At 41.1% G+C, this 15,971-nt stretch carries 11 protein-coding genes and 8 tRNA genes; 16 read left to right on the top strand and 3 right to left on the bottom strand.

What is annotated here, in order from left to right:
- The first annotated feature begins 446 nt into the window (after positions 1 to 446).
- A complete protein-coding gene (locus tag M23134_RS22440; RefSeq protein WP_004156356.1) occupies positions 447 to 3,563 on the top strand; it encodes a SusC/RagA family TonB-linked outer membrane protein in 3,117 nt (1,038 codons plus the stop codon).
- A gap of 113 nt (positions 3,564 to 3,676) precedes the next feature.
- Positions 3,677 to 5,155 carry a SusD/RagB family nutrient-binding outer membrane lipoprotein gene (locus M23134_RS22435; protein WP_004156354.1) on the top strand — a complete coding sequence of 493 codons (1,479 nt, stop codon included), beginning with the start codon at positions 3,677 to 3,679 and terminating at the stop codon, positions 5,153 to 5,155.
- Between the two features lie 756 nt (positions 5,156 to 5,911).
- On the opposite strand, the gene M23134_RS22430 is transcribed toward M23134_RS22435, so the two are convergent.
- Positions 5,912 to 6,904 carry an MvdC/MvdD family ATP grasp protein gene (locus tag M23134_RS22430; RefSeq protein WP_004156352.1) on the bottom strand — a complete coding sequence of 331 codons (993 nt, stop codon included), beginning with the start codon at positions 6,902 to 6,904 and terminating at the stop codon, positions 5,912 to 5,914.
- Positions 6,905 to 7,207: 303 nt separating this feature from the next.
- On the opposite strand from M23134_RS22430, the gene M23134_RS22425 reads away from it, so the two are divergent.
- The 3 genes from M23134_RS22425 to M23134_RS41855 all read left to right on the top strand — a co-directional run bounded on the left by M23134_RS22425 (position 7,208) and on the right by M23134_RS41855 (position 9,891).
- Complete coding sequence (locus M23134_RS22425; RefSeq protein ID WP_004156348.1) at positions 7,208 to 8,098, top strand: protein kinase domain-containing protein; 891 nt, start codon at positions 7,208 to 7,210, stop codon at positions 8,096 to 8,098.
- Between the two features lie 182 nt (positions 8,099 to 8,280).
- Positions 8,281 to 9,198: an FHA domain-containing protein gene (locus tag M23134_RS22420; protein ID WP_004156347.1), complete on the top strand. Its 918-nt coding sequence runs from the start codon at positions 8,281 to 8,283 to the stop codon at positions 9,196 to 9,198.
- A gap of 96 nt (positions 9,199 to 9,294) precedes the next feature.
- Positions 9,295 to 9,891 carry a hypothetical protein gene (locus tag M23134_RS41855; RefSeq protein ID WP_004156346.1) on the top strand — a complete coding sequence of 199 codons (597 nt, stop codon included), beginning with the start codon at positions 9,295 to 9,297 and terminating at the stop codon, positions 9,889 to 9,891.
- Between the two features lie 91 nt (positions 9,892 to 9,982).
- On the opposite strand, the gene M23134_RS22410 is transcribed toward M23134_RS41855, so the two are convergent.
- On the bottom strand, positions 9,983 to 10,624 hold the full coding sequence (locus tag M23134_RS22410; RefSeq protein ID WP_157558596.1) for an SH3 domain-containing protein: 642 nt from the start codon (positions 10,622 to 10,624) through the stop codon (positions 9,983 to 9,985).
- A 162-nt stretch (positions 10,625 to 10,786) separates the two neighbouring features.
- Here M23134_RS22410 and M23134_RS22405 point away from each other — a divergent pair.
- The 10 genes from M23134_RS22405 (at position 10,787) to M23134_RS22360 (ending at position 13,461) form a co-directional block, all read left to right on the top strand.
- A tRNA-Lys gene (locus tag M23134_RS22405) sits at positions 10,787 to 10,862 on the top strand.
- 83 nt (positions 10,863 to 10,945) lie between these two features.
- Positions 10,946 to 11,021, top strand: a tRNA-Lys gene (locus M23134_RS22400).
- A gap of 50 nt (positions 11,022 to 11,071) precedes the next feature.
- Positions 11,072 to 11,147 (top strand) — tRNA-Lys (locus tag M23134_RS22395).
- 50 nt (positions 11,148 to 11,197) lie between these two features.
- Positions 11,198 to 11,273, top strand: a tRNA-Lys gene (locus tag M23134_RS22390).
- A gap of 50 nt (positions 11,274 to 11,323) precedes the next feature.
- A tRNA-Lys gene (locus tag M23134_RS22385) sits at positions 11,324 to 11,399 on the top strand.
- A gap of 50 nt (positions 11,400 to 11,449) precedes the next feature.
- Positions 11,450 to 11,525: transfer RNA gene (locus tag M23134_RS22380), tRNA-Lys, on the top strand.
- A 50-nt stretch (positions 11,526 to 11,575) separates the two neighbouring features.
- A tRNA-Lys gene (locus tag M23134_RS22375) sits at positions 11,576 to 11,651 on the top strand.
- A gap of 50 nt (positions 11,652 to 11,701) precedes the next feature.
- Positions 11,702 to 11,777, top strand: a tRNA-Lys gene (locus M23134_RS22370).
- Between the two features lie 200 nt (positions 11,778 to 11,977).
- Positions 11,978 to 12,478, top strand: a complete 501-nt coding sequence (locus M23134_RS22365; protein ID WP_004156343.1) for a hypothetical protein — start codon at positions 11,978 to 11,980, stop codon at positions 12,476 to 12,478.
- A gap of 8 nt (positions 12,479 to 12,486) precedes the next feature.
- Positions 12,487 to 13,461, top strand: a complete 975-nt coding sequence (locus M23134_RS22360) for a glycerophosphodiester phosphodiesterase (protein WP_004156341.1) — start codon at positions 12,487 to 12,489, stop codon at positions 13,459 to 13,461.
- On the opposite strand, the gene M23134_RS22355 is transcribed toward M23134_RS22360, so the two are convergent.
- Positions 13,458 to 14,708 carry an ABC transporter permease gene (locus M23134_RS22355; protein ID WP_004156339.1) on the bottom strand — a complete coding sequence of 417 codons (1,251 nt, stop codon included), beginning with the start codon at positions 14,706 to 14,708 and terminating at the stop codon, positions 13,458 to 13,460. The two genes, M23134_RS22360 and M23134_RS22355, sit on opposite strands and share 4 nt — an antisense overlap.
- 130 nt (positions 14,709 to 14,838) lie before the next feature.
- On the opposite strand from M23134_RS22355, the gene queA reads away from it, so the two are divergent.
- Positions 14,839 to 15,891: a tRNA preQ1(34) S-adenosylmethionine ribosyltransferase-isomerase QueA gene (gene queA, locus M23134_RS22350; protein ID WP_004156338.1), complete on the top strand. Its 1,053-nt coding sequence runs from the start codon at positions 14,839 to 14,841 to the stop codon at positions 15,889 to 15,891.
- The last annotated feature ends 80 nt before the right edge of the window (positions 15,892 to 15,971 follow it).

Below are 15,971 nucleotides of genomic sequence, written 5' to 3'. Positions count from 1 at the left end.
CGAAGAGAAAGATCGTTTGCGTGGCTAAATTACTTTAGAAGACACTCTAAAGTATAAAAAACAGCAAATAGTGTCGAAGCCCAGATTTTATGGGCTAATTACCAAATTTTACTTCATCGTTTTGAAAAAGCATAAAATTTAATTTTTAAACATACCCTAAACCAATTCCTACACACCAAATAATATTCTAATTCAACCAGTAAACACCACACTTTACACAAATTAACCCGGCTATTACCCAATTAAACCATATATCTATCAAAATAATACTGATTTCAGGTAAAATTGTGATAGAAACAGAGTTTTAACCCTTCTACTTTTGCATTGTACTTTTTTACAAAGAACGACACCTACCTTCTAAATCCAGATTTTGAGAATAAAAATAGTTCCATAATAGAACAAACCAATTAATTAATGATAAACCAATTTACTACTGATTAGTTATTATGAAAAAGTATTTATTTACAATTATAGCCTTATGTATTGCCATTATGCATGCACAGGCTCAGTCTACTACAATTACTGGAAAAGTAACAGACCCTAAAGGTGAGGTAATTCCAGGAGCCACCGTACTGGAAAAAAACACCAACAACGGAACTGCTACCAATACTGACGGAAGTTTTAGTTTGACCTTGCAAAGTGCCAACCCTACGTTGGTGATTTCGGCTATTGGCTTTGCCAAGCAAGAAATTGTAGTAGGAGCACAAACTAAGTTCGATATAAAACTGGCTACAGACGCCGAAGAACTAGATGAGGTGGTAGTAACAGCCTTGGGAGTAAGCAAAGAAAAAGCTACCCTGAGTTATGCTGTACAGAGCATCAAACCATCTGACTTAACTGATGCCCGTGACAACAATGTAATCAACTCACTATCGGGACAAATTGCCGGAGCACAGGTAACAGGTTCATCAGGGGGAGTAGGTTCATCAGCACGAATTATTTTGCGTGGATATACCTCGCTTGCGGGCAACAACCAACCTTTGTTTGTAGTAGATGGAATACCTTATGACAACTCATCGAGCAACGTACAAGGATGGGGCAACGGGGTAGATTACGGTAACGCTGCCGCCGATATTAACCCTGACGATGTAGCCAGTGTATCGGTATTGAAAGGGCCTGCCGCTACTGCTTTGTATGGAGCTCGTGGAGGTAACGGGGTAATCTTGATTACCACCAAGACTGGTAAAGGTAAAAAAGGCATTGGCATTGACTATAACTTTAACCTAGCGCTTGAGCGTCCTTTTGTAACGCCTAAGTTTCAGAACCAATATGGACAAGGTTGGAACGGTCAGTTTGAATGGGTAGATGGTAGTGGTGGAGGAACCGCTGACTGGGCTGACCAAAGCTGGGGACCTAAGTTTGACGGTCAACCAAGAGACCAGTTTCACGGCAAGCAACAACCTTGGGTAGCTGCCCCTAACAACTTCCGTGACTTTTTTGAGACAGGAGTAGCCACTACCCACAATGTAGCCATTACTTCAGGAGGTTTGAAAAACCACATCAGGGTTGGATATACGAGATTTGACCACAAAGGAATGATGCCTAACACTGACTTGTCGCGCGATGTAGTAACTACTAAAGCAGGTTTCAAGTTAACTGACAGACTAAGTGGTTCTTTGACTGCTACATATACTGCTACCAATTCGGGCAACCGCCCAGTAGTGGGGTATGGTAGCTCCAACGGAGGTTACTCTAACCCTACCAACCAATTTATTTGGGGAGGACGCCAGATTGACTTTGCAAAACACCTGAAAGACAACTACGAAAACCCAGATGGTACACAAAAAAACTGGTTGACTTACTATTCTGACAATCCTTATTGGACACTGCATAAAAATACCAACTCATTGAGAAGAGACAGAATAAACGGGGCGGCAACACTTTCCTATGAATTGGCTAAAGGCATTAAACTACGTGGTAGAGTGATGAACGATTTTTACCGTGAAACCCGCAAGCAACGCGTAGCTAAAGGTACTTGGGTACCTCGTGATGAAGGACGAATTTTTCAACAAGGGTACTTTGTTAATGAGATCAATCAAGAGATTGCTCTTTTAGGAAACAAAAACTTATCGCAACGCCTCAATATAAACTTCTTATTGGGTGCCAACCGAATGAATAGTAAGACTGAGTCGAACACCAATAGTGCGCTTGCATTGATTACAGCCAATAACTACTCTTTTGACAACGCTCAAGGTGAAACTCCAATCACTACATTCAATTCTGAACTTGAGATTCAAAGTTTGTTTGCTGATGCAACATTTTTGTTTGATCGCGCCATTAGTGCAGGGTTTTCTTTGCGTAACGACTGGAACTCTACCTTGCCCCAATCCAATCAATCGTTCTTATATTACTCAGCCCGTGGTTCGGTAGTGTTTAGCGAACTATTGTCGGAGCAACTTCCAAAATGGTTTAGCTTTGGAAAAATATTGGTAAACTATGCCACAGCAGGTGCAGGTGGACAACCTTATCAACTGGATCCTATTTATGTGTCTGAAACGAACACCTTCAGAGATGTAAACTTGTTCAGAGTATCTAATGTAATTCCTAACCCTGACCTCAAAAATGAGCTGACTACTACTACTGAAATTGGAGCTGATCTTCAGTTTTTTAACCGACGTGTTGGAATAAATGTAACTTACTACCAGTCTAAAACCGAAAACCAAATCATTTACTTACCAGTTTCACGTGCTTCGGGTTATGGCAGTGCTTTGATCAATGCTGGTCGGCTAGACAACAAAGGGGTAGAAGTGCAACTCTCTGCCACCCCGTTCAAGGCTAAAAAGCCAGGCGATTTTCAGTGGGATATTCAGGTAAACTATGCCCGCAACCAAAACTCGGTAGTATCACTTGATCCTAACGGTCAAATTGAAAGTTTTCAGTTGGGTAGCTTCTTTGGTATCATCGTAGAAGCCCAGCCAGGACAGCCGTTTGGAAGTATCTTAGGACGTTCGCAAAGAAGAGATGACCAGGGACGAGTTATAGTAGACCAAGCCGGAATGCCTTTATTAACTGCTGATTTGGGCGTATTGGGCAACGCCACCCCTGAGTGGACTGGCGGTATTTCTAACACCTTTCGTTTCAAAGGTTTTGACTTTAACTTCTTGATTGACATTCGTCACGGTGGCGATTTATTCTCTGGAACCAACTACTATGGACACGCTGCCGGGCAGTTTGAAGCTACCGGAAACAACCGCGAAGACGGCTTTGTAGTACCTAACAGTGTGACAGAGAGTGGCGAGGTAAACACTACCAAAGTATTGCCACAAGACTACTATGGCAACCTATACGGTAGACACGATGAGTACGTGTATGATGCCAGCTTTATCAAATTACGTTCATTGACCTTAGGCTATACTTTCCCACAAAAATGGGTTAATAATTTGAGACTGCAAAAACTGCGTATTTCATTCTATGGACGTAATTTGTGGTTAATCAAGTCTAACATTCCAAATGTAGACCCCGAAACAGGGTTTAGTGCGAGTGGTGTAAACAATATTGGGTTTGAGTATATCTCTACACCTTCTGCCCGCACGTTAGGAGTTCGTGTAAACGCCAAGTTTTAAGCGATTTTCAAGCTACCAACGACAAGAGCCCTCGCAAGCACTGGCCGTTGGTAGCAAAAATCTTGTAACTAAAAAAGCTCAATTTTACTCAAAAGATTTAACGATAAGAATCAATGAAAATATTTAATAAAAGTGTTTGTCTGATGCTGGTAGTGGCTGCTATGCTATTTGGCTGCACCAACGACTTTGACGAGATCAATAGCAACCCTAACAACCTGACCAAAGCCCCTGCCGAAAACGTATTGGGTAACGTCATCAGACGTGTGGTGGGTACTACCCAGAACACCGCTGGTTTTGGTATTTCGGCACACTGGACACAGCACATTGCTAATTTTGTGTTCCCTGACTCTGATATTTACCGCCCTCGTGACTCCAACGTGGGCAGTGTATGGAGCGAGTTGTATTCGCGGGTATTAATCAATGCCCAGATTTTAATTGACGATGCCAAAAAAGATAGCCGTCCCAATATGCAAGCTATTGCTACAGTATTGAGGGTATATGCTTTTCAAACTGCCACTGATTTGTGGGGAGATGTTCCTTACTCTAAGGCTTTGCAAGGGTTTGATAGCGAAACTGGGCAGGTAGGTACGTTGAACCCAGCCTATGACAAGCAACAAGACATTTATACTGGACTTATTGCTGAACTCAAGGCAGCAAATGCTTTATTTGATGCGTCTACTGACCCTATTACTAAAGGTGATTTTTTGTATGGAGGCAACATAGCTCAGTGGAAAAAGTTTTGTAATTCATTGTTGCTGAGACTATACATCAGAATCTCTAAGGCTGACCCTGCCACTGCTCAAACAGGCATTGCCGAGGTATTGAGCAATCCTACTCAATTCCCAATTTTTGACAGCAACAGCGATGACGCTCAAATGGCTTATGTAGATGAATCTGGACAACGTAACCCTTTGATACAAGGCTACAACTCAAACATCAATGGAGGACCAAGTAAAACCCTCATTGACTATTTGGTAGCACGTAACGACCCTCGCTTGGCGATATATGCCAACCCCACTAAAGAAAGTAAGGATGCAGGTACCCCTGAATATGTGGGACAACCTAGTGGTGGTGACCTATTGGCACAATCAAAAGTTTCGCTATTGGGCGATGCTTTTGTAGGCAACTTAGCGAGTCCTTTGTACTTGCAAACCTATGCTGAGGTGTTGTTTATCATTGCCGAAGCTGCCAACAATGGCTGGAACACAGGAAGCTGGACTGCTAAGCAAGCTTACGAAGAGGCCATTACTCAGAGTGTTGCCAAACATTCGGGTACCTTGGGTACATACCTGACCGAAGCCAATGTTAATTTTGATAATGCTGCTACGACCGAAGCCAAGGCACAATTGATTGCCGAGCAAAAGTGGGTAGCCCTGTTTATGCAAGGTAATGAGGCGTACGCTGAACAACGAAGAACCGATTTTCCGGCTTTGACTGAAGTTCCCAAGTCAGCATTTCCGGGCAAAGGTCTTCCGGTAAGACTATTTTTCCCATCGAGCGAGGCGGCCGTTAATACGGCAAATGTAAACCAGGCAACCACTGGTGTGGTAGACGGTTTATTTGGCGTCAAACTATGGTGGGACGTGCAATGATTATGTGTAATTAATTTGAGAAAGGGACAGGCATTTTGCTTGTCCCTTTTTTTGGCTTTAGCCAATTGCTTGCTTAAATACAATAGTCCATAGTATTTAGTCGGTAGTCCATAGCTGATTCGAGTAAATGTTTACCTTGTTAAATACTGTAAATCGAACTTGTGAGCTCAACGAAATTAATCAGTATTTTACTATTAAGACTGTATACTCACTTTATTTTTAAAAGGGTTTCAGTTTTAGCCTACACCAACCAGTTAAATAGTTTTTAAATTCATCAATGACTGATTACCAGCAACCAACTTTCACCAAAAGGTAACTTCTCAATAGCCATAAGAAATTAATAATCAATACTTTATAACAAGTGGAACTCATTACGTAAACCTTTTTTAAATCAGTGTTTTTTTTATAACATTGATTACCAGATGTTTATAAAAAATGGATTTAACAAATTCTCTAAAAAGAGAATAAATACGCTGTTGTAAATACTTGATAGACAGTTAAATAACACGTATTGAGAAGTTACACCAAAAGTACTGCGGAGTATTGTTAAATATTGACGTGTCTGTGATCTGGAAAAAATAAGATGTGCCAATTCAAGAAAATATATTGTTCTCAGACGATTCAAAAAAAACGGTGCATAGCCAAAGCTATGAAGCTTTTTTTTTGAGAAGAATGAGGGCAATAGATACACTTTAATGGCTCAAATTATTTATAAAAGATCACCTAATAAAATGATTTAAGCTAATGAATGTGTATTCATTTCGATGACCGCCTCCTCAATGCATGCATAAGTACTCCAGCAATGGCATTGGCTATTTGATGATCAAACACTTCATCGAGCCAGCAAAATTCTCCAGCTGGGTTCACCTCCAAAAATACATACTGACCTTCAGGGGTTCTAATCAAATCTATTGCACCATAATTGAGCTTAAAAAAATCCATCAACTTCAATAAGCAAAGGCGTACACTGTCAGGCAAGTGATAGGGTGTGATTTTGCCCAGTAGTTGTCTATCTTTGCGCCAATCGGTGCGCCCACTGACAGACTGCTGCGAAGGTATTTTGCCGCAAAAAACCTGCTCACCTACAACTACCACTCTTAGCTCGTATGCTTTAGGAATATACTCTTGAAATGTCATAGGCGACCACTCCAAGCCTTCCATATTGCGCAGGTCTTGAGGTTGCCATTTGTGGCTATACACCTGATATTCCTCTCCATTGTTTTCACAAATACTAAAAGAGTGCTGCATCTTAGAAATGACTGATTCATAGTTTTGGGCAAAAGCCCTCACCTCACTTACCGAATTGGTTACCAAAGTAGCAGGCACACTCAACCCTACTTTTTGGGCAATCTTTAATTGTAGTTGCTTATTTTCGGCATACCTGATATGCGTAACCGGGTCTAGCACAAACCTTTGTTTGCCCCAACTACCCAAGATTTGTTGCAAAGCAGTCTCTGCTTCGGCTACCGCCAAAGCCCGGTGTACTGTAGTCATAGCTACAGGCAAGGTACGCCCTACCTGCATTCGTCTGTACCACACAGCATCAAAATTGGTAAGCTCTAGTTCATGCCCTTGGTAGATGAACTTAAGCCGTTCCTGATGGTTTACATAGGTACTCACAAGCTGAATATGAGCAGGGTAAAGGTCGCTGTCGAACCGCAACACCGTAGCTCCTTGCTGCTGTAAAGCACAAATTACATAGTGTATACCTTGCGTGTCTTGTTGATGAGTAATAATAAGAACTTTCATAACTGACTGATCACTGAAAAAAATAATTGTAGTTGTTTGAAGTATATCAGCAAAATTAAACAACTTATTTCAAAAAAATATTTCAAAATATAACCATATACTCCAAACAACTAATAATCAAATCATTAAACACTCAATATTGGTTAAATAATTTAAACCTATAAGGTTTAAGTTGTATAACACATACAATTTTATCACAAAAAAATGGGTTATGGTTATAGAAAAAATGTTAAAATACAACATACATTGACTTGCTTATCCAGTAGGTCAAAAATTAAGTGTCATTCTTAAAATTTATGAGCTATGCATAATTTATCTATCCCAAACTATGTCTTGCTTGGCAAGACAGGAGAAGGAGGCTTTGGGGTTATCTACAAAGCCAAGCACATCAACACAGGACAGTTGGTGGCGATCAAATTACAAAAAAAACGCCCCTTATTACACACTCAACACCACTTGACATACGAAACCCAACTTTGTGCCCAAATAGATCATCCACACATTGTAAAGTTGCTTGACCAAGGGTGTACCCCTGATAAAAAACCCTTTGCTGTATTTGAATATGTGGCAGGGGAAACCCTCAAAGAAAGAATCCTCAAAAACAACAGATTAACCATCACAGAGACTTATCACTTGATGGGGCAATTGCTCGATGCATTGGTATGTATACACAGCCTGCATATAGTGCACCGTGACCTTAAACCACAAAACATCATGGTTAGCCACACCGGGGCAGTACCTCACATCAAACTACTTGATTTTGGTGCTGCTACTTTTACCTTGCAACCCACTGGCATTGATACCAAAACGATGGCAGGCACCCCTGCCTATAGTGCTCCCGAACAACTTCAGGGAACACCGCCTACTGTAAAGCTCGACTTGTATGCCTGGGGACTTATTTTTTTAGAGTGCCTCAAGGGAGCCCCTATTGTAAAGGGTAATGCCACCGAAGCTATGCGCCAACAACTCAGCCCTCAGGCTGTGTCGTTGCCTAAGATATTGCACCACCACCCATTGGGCAACTTGCTACGCTGGACACTCAAAAAAAAAGCCGGTGCACGCATAGGCAAGACCATTCAATTGTACCGGGCATACACCCTCATTGATGTAAACACTTTGCCCGCTCAGGTCAGTTTTGAGCCTACCCACGGCCAACCACAAAACACACAAATAACCCAGCAAAACAGTTTATAAAAGCCGAGACGAATTCCTAATGCCTTAAACATTAAGTAAATGCGCTATTATTTGGGATGAGCTTTGTTTTCTGACTCACTTCAAAAATTGCGCATAGTTCGCTTTCTGAACTCTGATGCATATCGAAACCTTAGCTACCAAGATTTTATAATTCCTTTTTCAACCAATCTACATACAACACTATGGCAATTATTCAGCATATTTTGACTAAAAAAAAGGTGTACCTGCACCACCAACACACATTTGGCAGGAGCTCAGACAATACCACCAAAGTAAACTTACCCGATGTGTCGTACAAACACGCCGATATTTATTGGCACAACCACCACTGGTACCTCAAAGACCATAGCCGCAATGGTACTCTGGTAAATAAACAAAGGGTACACAACAGGGCAATTAAACTTGATAAACACAGCAACATTAAGTTTGGAAAAGAGTTGGCCGCAGAGTGGCATATTGTTGACCTTGAAGCGCCACAAAGCTACCTTAAATCATTTGACTCGTCTGAATATATTGTACTAAACCAGCGTTCCTATGCTTTGCCTAATGAAACGGCACCAGAGGTGTTTTTTTTGCTCGCTGATGGACGCTGGACCTGCAAGGCTGGTGGAAGTATTTTTCAGCCAAACGATTTATATACTTTTGAACTTAACAATCAAAGGTGGGTATTTTTGAGTAACCAACCTGCCTACGAAACAATTGACTATGGACATATCAGACAACAGGCTTGGGTAATCCTCAAGCCAAGCCTCAATCAGGAACGGGTGCATGCCAAAATATTGATCAAAGAAATAGAAATAGATTTGGGTGAGCGTGCTTATAACCAACTATTACTGATGCTGGCGCGCCAGAAATTAACCGATATAGCCACCGGGATTGCCCCTGAAGAGCAAGGTTGGATATGGGTAGAGCAACTAATCGAACAATTGTCTAAAGAAGAGCTACGAGATGTTGACCAATACAATCTCAACATACGCATTTATCGCCTCAAACAACAACTACTTAAGCTCCCCCCTTATGGCAGTCAGTTTATCAACCTAATCGAACGCCGCAAAGGTGAGATAAGACTCAATCATGGGCAAGTCAAAATTGTAGAGTAGCCAATAGTTTATTCAGGCAGAGTTTTATTAACTTTGCCTTTTTAAGAACATATTAGAGTTATTTTACACATATTCTAATAACTAAATATTGATCAAATGAAATTATATCGCCCGGTAGGGCTCAAAGAACTAGAGCTTATCTTGGCAGCCAATGCCAAAGCCTATCCACCACGCCTACAATGGCAACCTATTTTTTACCCTGTGCTCAACTTTGAGTATGCACGCCAAATTGCTACCCGTTGGAACCTGGACGATGAATTGTCGGGTTATGCAGGCTTTGTCACTGCTTTTGATATTAACGATGCATACATAGCACAGTTTGAAGTACAAAATGTGGGGGCGCACTTACACAATGAACTATGGATACCTGCTGAAAGCCTCGCCGAGTTTAACACACACATTCACGGGTACATTCAGGTATTGGCGGCTTATTATGGCGAAAAATATACAGGAAAAATACAGCAAACCTCTGTGATGGCTGGGTTCAATGCTTTTGAACAACTGAACTACATCGCTCAACTGCCCAAAAACGATCAGGCGATAGTTGATGTAATAAAAACAGATGCTGTAGCCATACAAGTAAACTTTGCCTATTGGCAACAAACCAAACAGCATCCCAAAACTCTGGCGTGTTTACAAAATGTATGGCAAGCAATGTTTCCCGAAAGGGCATTAGGAGTGCACCAGAAATAAATACGTACTTTTAAATTACATCCTCTTCGATCGGTTGGTGGGAACACGCAACTGAGACATACTTAATAAGGGGTCCTGGGTATATAAAAATCTAAATCTGAAGCAAGTTATTTTCACGAATGTAAGCCACTTGCTTGCCTAGTTTTACCTTATACCATATATCTTTTTTACTCAAAATTTCTACGCGATGCCCCTTCCCCATTTTTGCCTTAAGTTCAGAAGCAGCCGAGGGAGCACTCATCAAAAAAACTTTGTCATTTTTAATGATAGCTTTGGGTTTACTCTCTGTAAAATTGAATAAAATAAATACCGCAATAAGAGCAATAAAAAAAGTAACTCCGTGCCTACTGGAGATCTGGCGTTGTTTCTTGAGACGATAAATAAACGACCCGAAAATACTTCCAAAAATAAGTACTACTAACAAATTGAAATAAAAATAGTACTTATGAAAGATCGCTTTTACATAGTCGAAGTCAGAATATTCATAGCCTTGTAACTGTTGACTTTTGGCTATTTTTTCCATGCGCAACAAAGTCTCATTGCTGGGCGCGTACTCGTAATGTAAACTCAGGTAATACAGGGTTTGGGTATAATCACCTAAACCCTCGTTTATAAACGCCATTTTAAGCAACATGCTAGGCGAAGCTTTACCACTTTTGAGAAATATTTTTTCGTATATCTCAAGTGATTCGGTATACTTTTTTTTGGCAAAATACCGGTCGGCTTTTGTCATTTCTGCCTCATTATCAAAGCAGTAGCCCAAATTAACCGTTGCCAGAATGAAGCATATCAGAGTAAACAAGAAATTTTTCTTTGAGAAGTTTTGCATTTTAAAATCCATCACCTAACTTTGCACCGCAATTACGAAAAAAAGCACAGTAAAAGCAAAAAAAATGATTCTTTAGCTCAGTTGGTAGAGCATCTCCCTTTTAAGGAGAGGGTCCTGGGTTCGAGCCCCAGAGGAATCACCAATTTAACCAAATAATGCGACTCTTTGTAATAGTTGATTACAAAGATTTTTTTTTCTCTATTGATTTTCATTTTACAAAGTGTTGATTCTTTAGCTCAGTTGGTAGAGCATCTCCCTTTTAAGGAGAGGGTCCTGGGTTCGAGCCCCAGAGGAATCACCAAAATATACCCCACTTGCAAAAGAAGCAAGTGTTTTTTTCTTGACTAAAATGATTCTTTAGCTCAGTTGGTAGAGCATCTCCCTTTTAAGGAGAGGGTCCTGGGTTCGAGCCCCAGAGGAATCACCAAAATATACCCCACTTGCAAAAGAAGCAAGTGTTTTTTTCTTGACTAAAATGATTCTTTAGCTCAGTTGGTAGAGCATCTCCCTTTTAAGGAGAGGGTCCTGGGTTCGAGCCCCAGAGGAATCACCAAAATATACCCCACTTGCAAAAGAAGCAAGTGTTTTTTGCTTGACTAGAATGATTCTTTAGCTCAGTTGGTAGAGCATCTCCCTTTTAAGGAGAGGGTCCTGGGTTCGAGCCCCAGAGGAATCACCAAAATATAACCCACTTGTAAAAGAAGCAAGTGTTTTTTGCTTGACTAGAATGATTCTTTAGCTCAGTTGGTAGAGCATCTCCCTTTTAAGGAGAGGGTCCTGGGTTCGAGCCCCAGAGGAATCACCAAAATATAACCTACTTGCAAAAGAAGCAAGTGTTTTTTTCTTGACCAGAATGATTCTTTAGCTCAGTTGGTAGAGCATCTCCCTTTTAAGGAGAGGGTCCTGGGTTCGAGCCCCAGAGGAATCACCAAAATATAACCCACTTGTAAAAGAAGCAAGTGTTTTTTTCTTGACCATAATGATTCTTTAGCTCAGTTGGTAGAGCATCTCCCTTTTAAGGAGAGGGTCCTGGGTTCGAGCCCCAGAGGAATCACCACCTAAAAACCCCAATATCGCCTCAGGTATTGGGGTTTTGTTGTTTTGCTGGCTACTAACTTATCTTTCAAAAACTACCCTTTTTCCCATTTTTGGAAGTTTTTAAAATGTTGTTTTGCATAAAACCATACATCTATGCGTCGTTCTTCCTAAAAAAAACTATTTTCTGCCCAAAATATTCACGAACTTATATTTTGTATAATGAACTACACATTTTTTGATCCTCCTGCTGATTACAACAATCCACGTGCTGCTACAATTATCTCAGGCGATGAGTCTAAAACCTATACTCATACCACATATTTGCTTATAAAAGAGGCGCTTTATGAAATTAAGTTTAAACAACCTTGTGGTCCTTTCAAAAAAGCACTCTTGCAAGACAATATCTTAGCTGTAGGGCACCAATGCAACTTTTACTTGTTTGACATTGCCCGCCAACAACACATTTTAACCTTGCCACTCAATCAATACTTTGGCAACATTTACCAGAAAAACGGGCTGTTTTATATCACCGATAGCTCAGGAGTACATTGTGTAAGCCCACAGGGAGACGTGCATTGGCACAATGGGGAACTAGGTACAGACGGGGTAATGATTCATGAGTTTCAAGGCGAGAAAGTGTATGGTTCCGGAGAGTGGTCACCCCCTAGTGGTTGGGAAGATTTTGTGCTAGAGCTTGCTACTGGTAAACCTGTCAAATAAGCGTTTGTATGTCCAGTACTTGGTTGTTTAAAATATTGTGCTTCCTTTTTTTATTGGCTTGGTTGGTGATACTCAGTGGCGACTTTTACTTTAAAGAGAAGTTTCGTTCCTACACAAACAGTTCATCAACCAGGCCTCTGATCATTGCCCACCGTGGGGCATCGGGCGAAGCTCCTGAAAACACTTTGGCTGCCATAGAGTTGGCGCTCAAACAAAAAGCTGACATGATAGAAGTAGATGTGTTTTTATCTAAAGATGAGCATATAGTAGTCATACACGATGCCAGCGTAAACCGCACCACTAATGGCCAAGGCAAGGTAGCAGCACTCACCTTGGCTCAACTAAAAAAGCTTGATGCAGGCAGTTGGTTTGACGCTGCGTTTGTGGGCGAAAAAATACCCACCCTTACCGAGGTACTTACCGCAGTACAAGGCAAAGCGCAGCTTCTGATAGAGGTAAAACAAAGTGGCAGAGGCATTGCCCGTAAGATAAATACGCTGATAACCCAACACCAAGCCAATGACTGGTGCATTGTACAATCGTTCGATACACAGGTGATTGAAAACTTGCACAAGCTTAAATCTCCCTTGCGTAAACATCAACTAGTGGTGGGCAACCTGCCCTTATTTATACCTTATCACGTTAACAAAAGGCTGAGCAGTGGCAGTCTATATCAATACACAAATGTGCAGTCAGTGAACCCCATGTATTGGTTTACCACCCAGCAGGTAATTGAAAAACTACATGCGCAAAATCAACAAGTAATCGTATGGACAGTAAATCAACCCAAAGATATGCGTCGACTGATGAATATGGGGGTAGACGGTATTATTACCAATTATCCGGGTAAAGCAAGGCAGGTGTGTACTAAAAGGGGGCTGCATTATTTAATTGCAAGCACTCTACTGTGTTACGTTCAACGCCTAAGTGAGACAATAGAGTGCTTGATAAGAAAACATGGCAATGTTTTGGACAAAAGCTAAGAAGCTCGGATAGCAATTACAGGATTGAGGCGGGATGCCATTAACGCAGGAATGATCCCGGCAAAAGTACCTACAATAGATGATACACTCAAACCTAAAATGATGTTACCCGCAGTGAGTGTCATGTGGATACTACCCAAAGGAATAAAAGTGATCAGGTATACCAACAAAAGCCCCAATGCCCCACCAATCATACTTAGAAAAACGGCTTCGAACAAAAACTGGAAGAGTATAAAATAGGTTTTGGCGCCTAAAGATTTTTGAATCCCTATAATATTGGTGCGCTCTTTTACCGAAACAAACATAATATTGGCGATACCAAAGGCTCCTACCAAAATAGAGAACCCGCCAATGATCCACCCGGCAAAATGCAACACACTAAACAACGAAGATACTGCATCGGCAAATGCCTCGGTACGATTTAAGGCAAAGTTATCCTCCTGATAAGGTTTGAGTCCTCTCTTGGTGCGTAAGACGCCCCTTACGTTGCTTTCAAGCTTGAGCAAGCCTTCGTCATTGTCTTTTCCCTTGAGGGCAATGGTGGGCTCAATGCCTTTGCGTCCTACCAGGTACAATTTACCAAAAGAACCATAAGGTATAATGATTTGCTCGTCACGCGAGGTAGAGCCAAAAATGCTACTTCCCTCCTTTTTCATCACCCCTACTACTTGAAAGGGGCGTCCCTTTACTTTTATTTTTTTACCAATAGGATCTTCACTGGTAAATAACGTCTCGGCAATGGTGGCACCTATCAACGCCACATTATTGGCTCTGTTTACCTCTTGTCGAGAGAAATAGCGCCCATTGTCTACCGGAATCTCTGACACTTCAGAATAACGAAAAGACACCCCACGTACATTGACTGCCGTAAGGCTATTGCTGCGGTATTTGATGGTATTGCCTCCCCTGCCTGCAATGAGTGCAATGGCTTGGGCTTCCTGAAGGTTTTTTTCCAAATAGCGAAATTCATCTACAGTATTGGAAGGACGACGAAAATAACGCCACCAGGGATAGGCTCCACCGCCAAATTGCCAGGGAAATTTTTGAATATACATTACATTGTCGCCTATAAACGACATATCGTCTCTTATTTTTCGCTCTAAGGCATCTACTACCGTGAAAACAGTGATAATGGCAAAAATACCAATGCTTACTCCTAATAGAGAGAGCGTGGTACGGAGGAGATTAGATCGGAGGGCTTGTAAGGCAAAGCTGAAACTTTCCAGAATCAACCTGAAAAATAGCATCAATCTCATAATTTAATGGTCACATGGTTATATTTATAATTCCAAATATAAGTATCTTTTCAAACATTTGTGTATGTTTGCATATTTATTTAAATAAGATGTTCAGGAGTTAAAATATTTAAGCCTTTTTATGAAACTGTCAGAGTTTAAATTTGACTTTCCCACTGATTTACTGGCTTTGCATCCGACGGATAACCGCGATGAGTCACGTTTAATGGTCATACACCGTGATTCTGGTAAGATAGAACACAAGGTTTTCAAAGACATTGTGGACTACTTTGATGAGGGAGATGTATTTGTAGTGAATGATACCAAAGTTTTTCCGGCTCGCCTATTTGGTAGCAAAGAAAAAACCGGCGCACAGATTGAAGTATTTCTGTTGAGAGAACTCAACCAGGAAGCCCATTTGTGGGATGTATTGGTAGACCCCGCCCGTAAAATAAGGGTAGGCAATAAGCTGTTTTTTGGCAATGGCGAATTGGTGGCAGAAGTGATAGATAATACTACTTCACGCGGACGAACTATTCGTTTTTTGACTGATCGTTCTGACGAAGAGTTTTACCAACTGATTGACGAACTGGGCGAAACCCCACTTCCCAAACATATTTACCAACAACGCAAAACCGATGCCCACGACAGAGAGCGTTTTCAAACGATTTTTGCCGAGCATGTAGGGGCGGTAGCTGCACCCACTGCTGGTTTGCACTTTACCAAGCAATTGATTAAACGTTTGGAACTGAAAGGCATAGATATGACCCCAGTTACCTTACACATAGGCTTGGGTACCTTCAGAGATGTAGATGTAGAAGACCTCACCAAACACAAAGCCGATTCAGAAAACTTTAGTGTACCTGCCAACACTACCGACAAGGTGAATGATGCTTTGGCAAACAAAAAGCGAGTATGTGCTATAGGTACTACAGTGGTAAAAGCCCTGGAATCGTCGGTATCTGCCAATAGTTTGCTGAAAGAAAACGCAGGATGGTCTGATAAGTTTATTTTCCCGCCTTATGAGTTTAAAATTCCTAATGCATTGGTGACTAACTTCCACTTACCAGAATCTACTTTATTGATGACAGCCTGCGCCTTTGGCGGCTATGAGCTGATCATGGATGCTTATCAGGTAGCCGTAAAAGAAAAATATCGTTTCTTTAGCTATGGTGATGCCATGTTGATTTTGTAAGATTTTTCATGCGTGGGAGTGATAACTAATAATAATCAATTTGATTATTAAAAATTCGTTGTCTTTCCTAAAAATAAAAA

Origin of the sequence: Microscilla marina ATCC 23134 (assembly GCF_000169175.1) — a bacterium.
In the GTDB taxonomy this organism is placed as follows: domain Bacteria; phylum Bacteroidota; class Bacteroidia; order Cytophagales; family Microscillaceae; genus Microscilla; species Microscilla marina.
The sequence above is the reverse complement of the archived record's forward strand: the minus strand, read 5'-3'. Positions and strand labels throughout refer to the sequence as shown.

What these genes read in the sequence shown, in the direction of transcription:
- M23134_RS22440 (WP_004156356.1), top strand. Translation starts at nt 447, where the DNA reads ATGAAAAAGTATTTATTTACAATTATAGCCTTATGTATTGCCATTATG.
- M23134_RS22435 (WP_004156354.1), top strand. Translation starts at nt 3,677, where the DNA reads ATGAAAATATTTAATAAAAGTGTTTGTCTGATGCTGGTAGTGGCTGCT.
- M23134_RS22430 (WP_004156352.1), bottom strand. Translation starts at nt 6,904, where the DNA reads ATGAAAGTTCTTATTATTACTCATCAACAAGACACGCAAGGTATACAC.
- M23134_RS22425 (WP_004156348.1), top strand. Translation starts at nt 7,208, where the DNA reads ATGCATAATTTATCTATCCCAAACTATGTCTTGCTTGGCAAGACAGGA.
- M23134_RS22420 (WP_004156347.1), top strand. Translation starts at nt 8,281, where the DNA reads ATGGCAATTATTCAGCATATTTTGACTAAAAAAAAGGTGTACCTGCAC.
- M23134_RS41855 (WP_004156346.1), top strand. Translation starts at nt 9,295, where the DNA reads ATGAAATTATATCGCCCGGTAGGGCTCAAAGAACTAGAGCTTATCTTG.
- M23134_RS22410 (WP_157558596.1), bottom strand. Translation starts at nt 10,624, where the DNA reads ATGACAAAAGCCGACCGGTATTTTGCCAAAAAAAAGTATACCGAATCA.
- M23134_RS22365 (WP_004156343.1), top strand. Translation starts at nt 11,978, where the DNA reads ATGAACTACACATTTTTTGATCCTCCTGCTGATTACAACAATCCACGT.
- M23134_RS22360 (WP_004156341.1), top strand. Translation starts at nt 12,487, where the DNA reads ATGTCCAGTACTTGGTTGTTTAAAATATTGTGCTTCCTTTTTTTATTG.
- M23134_RS22355 (WP_004156339.1), bottom strand. Translation starts at nt 14,708, where the DNA reads ATGCTATTTTTCAGGTTGATTCTGGAAAGTTTCAGCTTTGCCTTACAA.
- queA (WP_004156338.1), top strand. Translation starts at nt 14,839, where the DNA reads ATGAAACTGTCAGAGTTTAAATTTGACTTTCCCACTGATTTACTGGCT.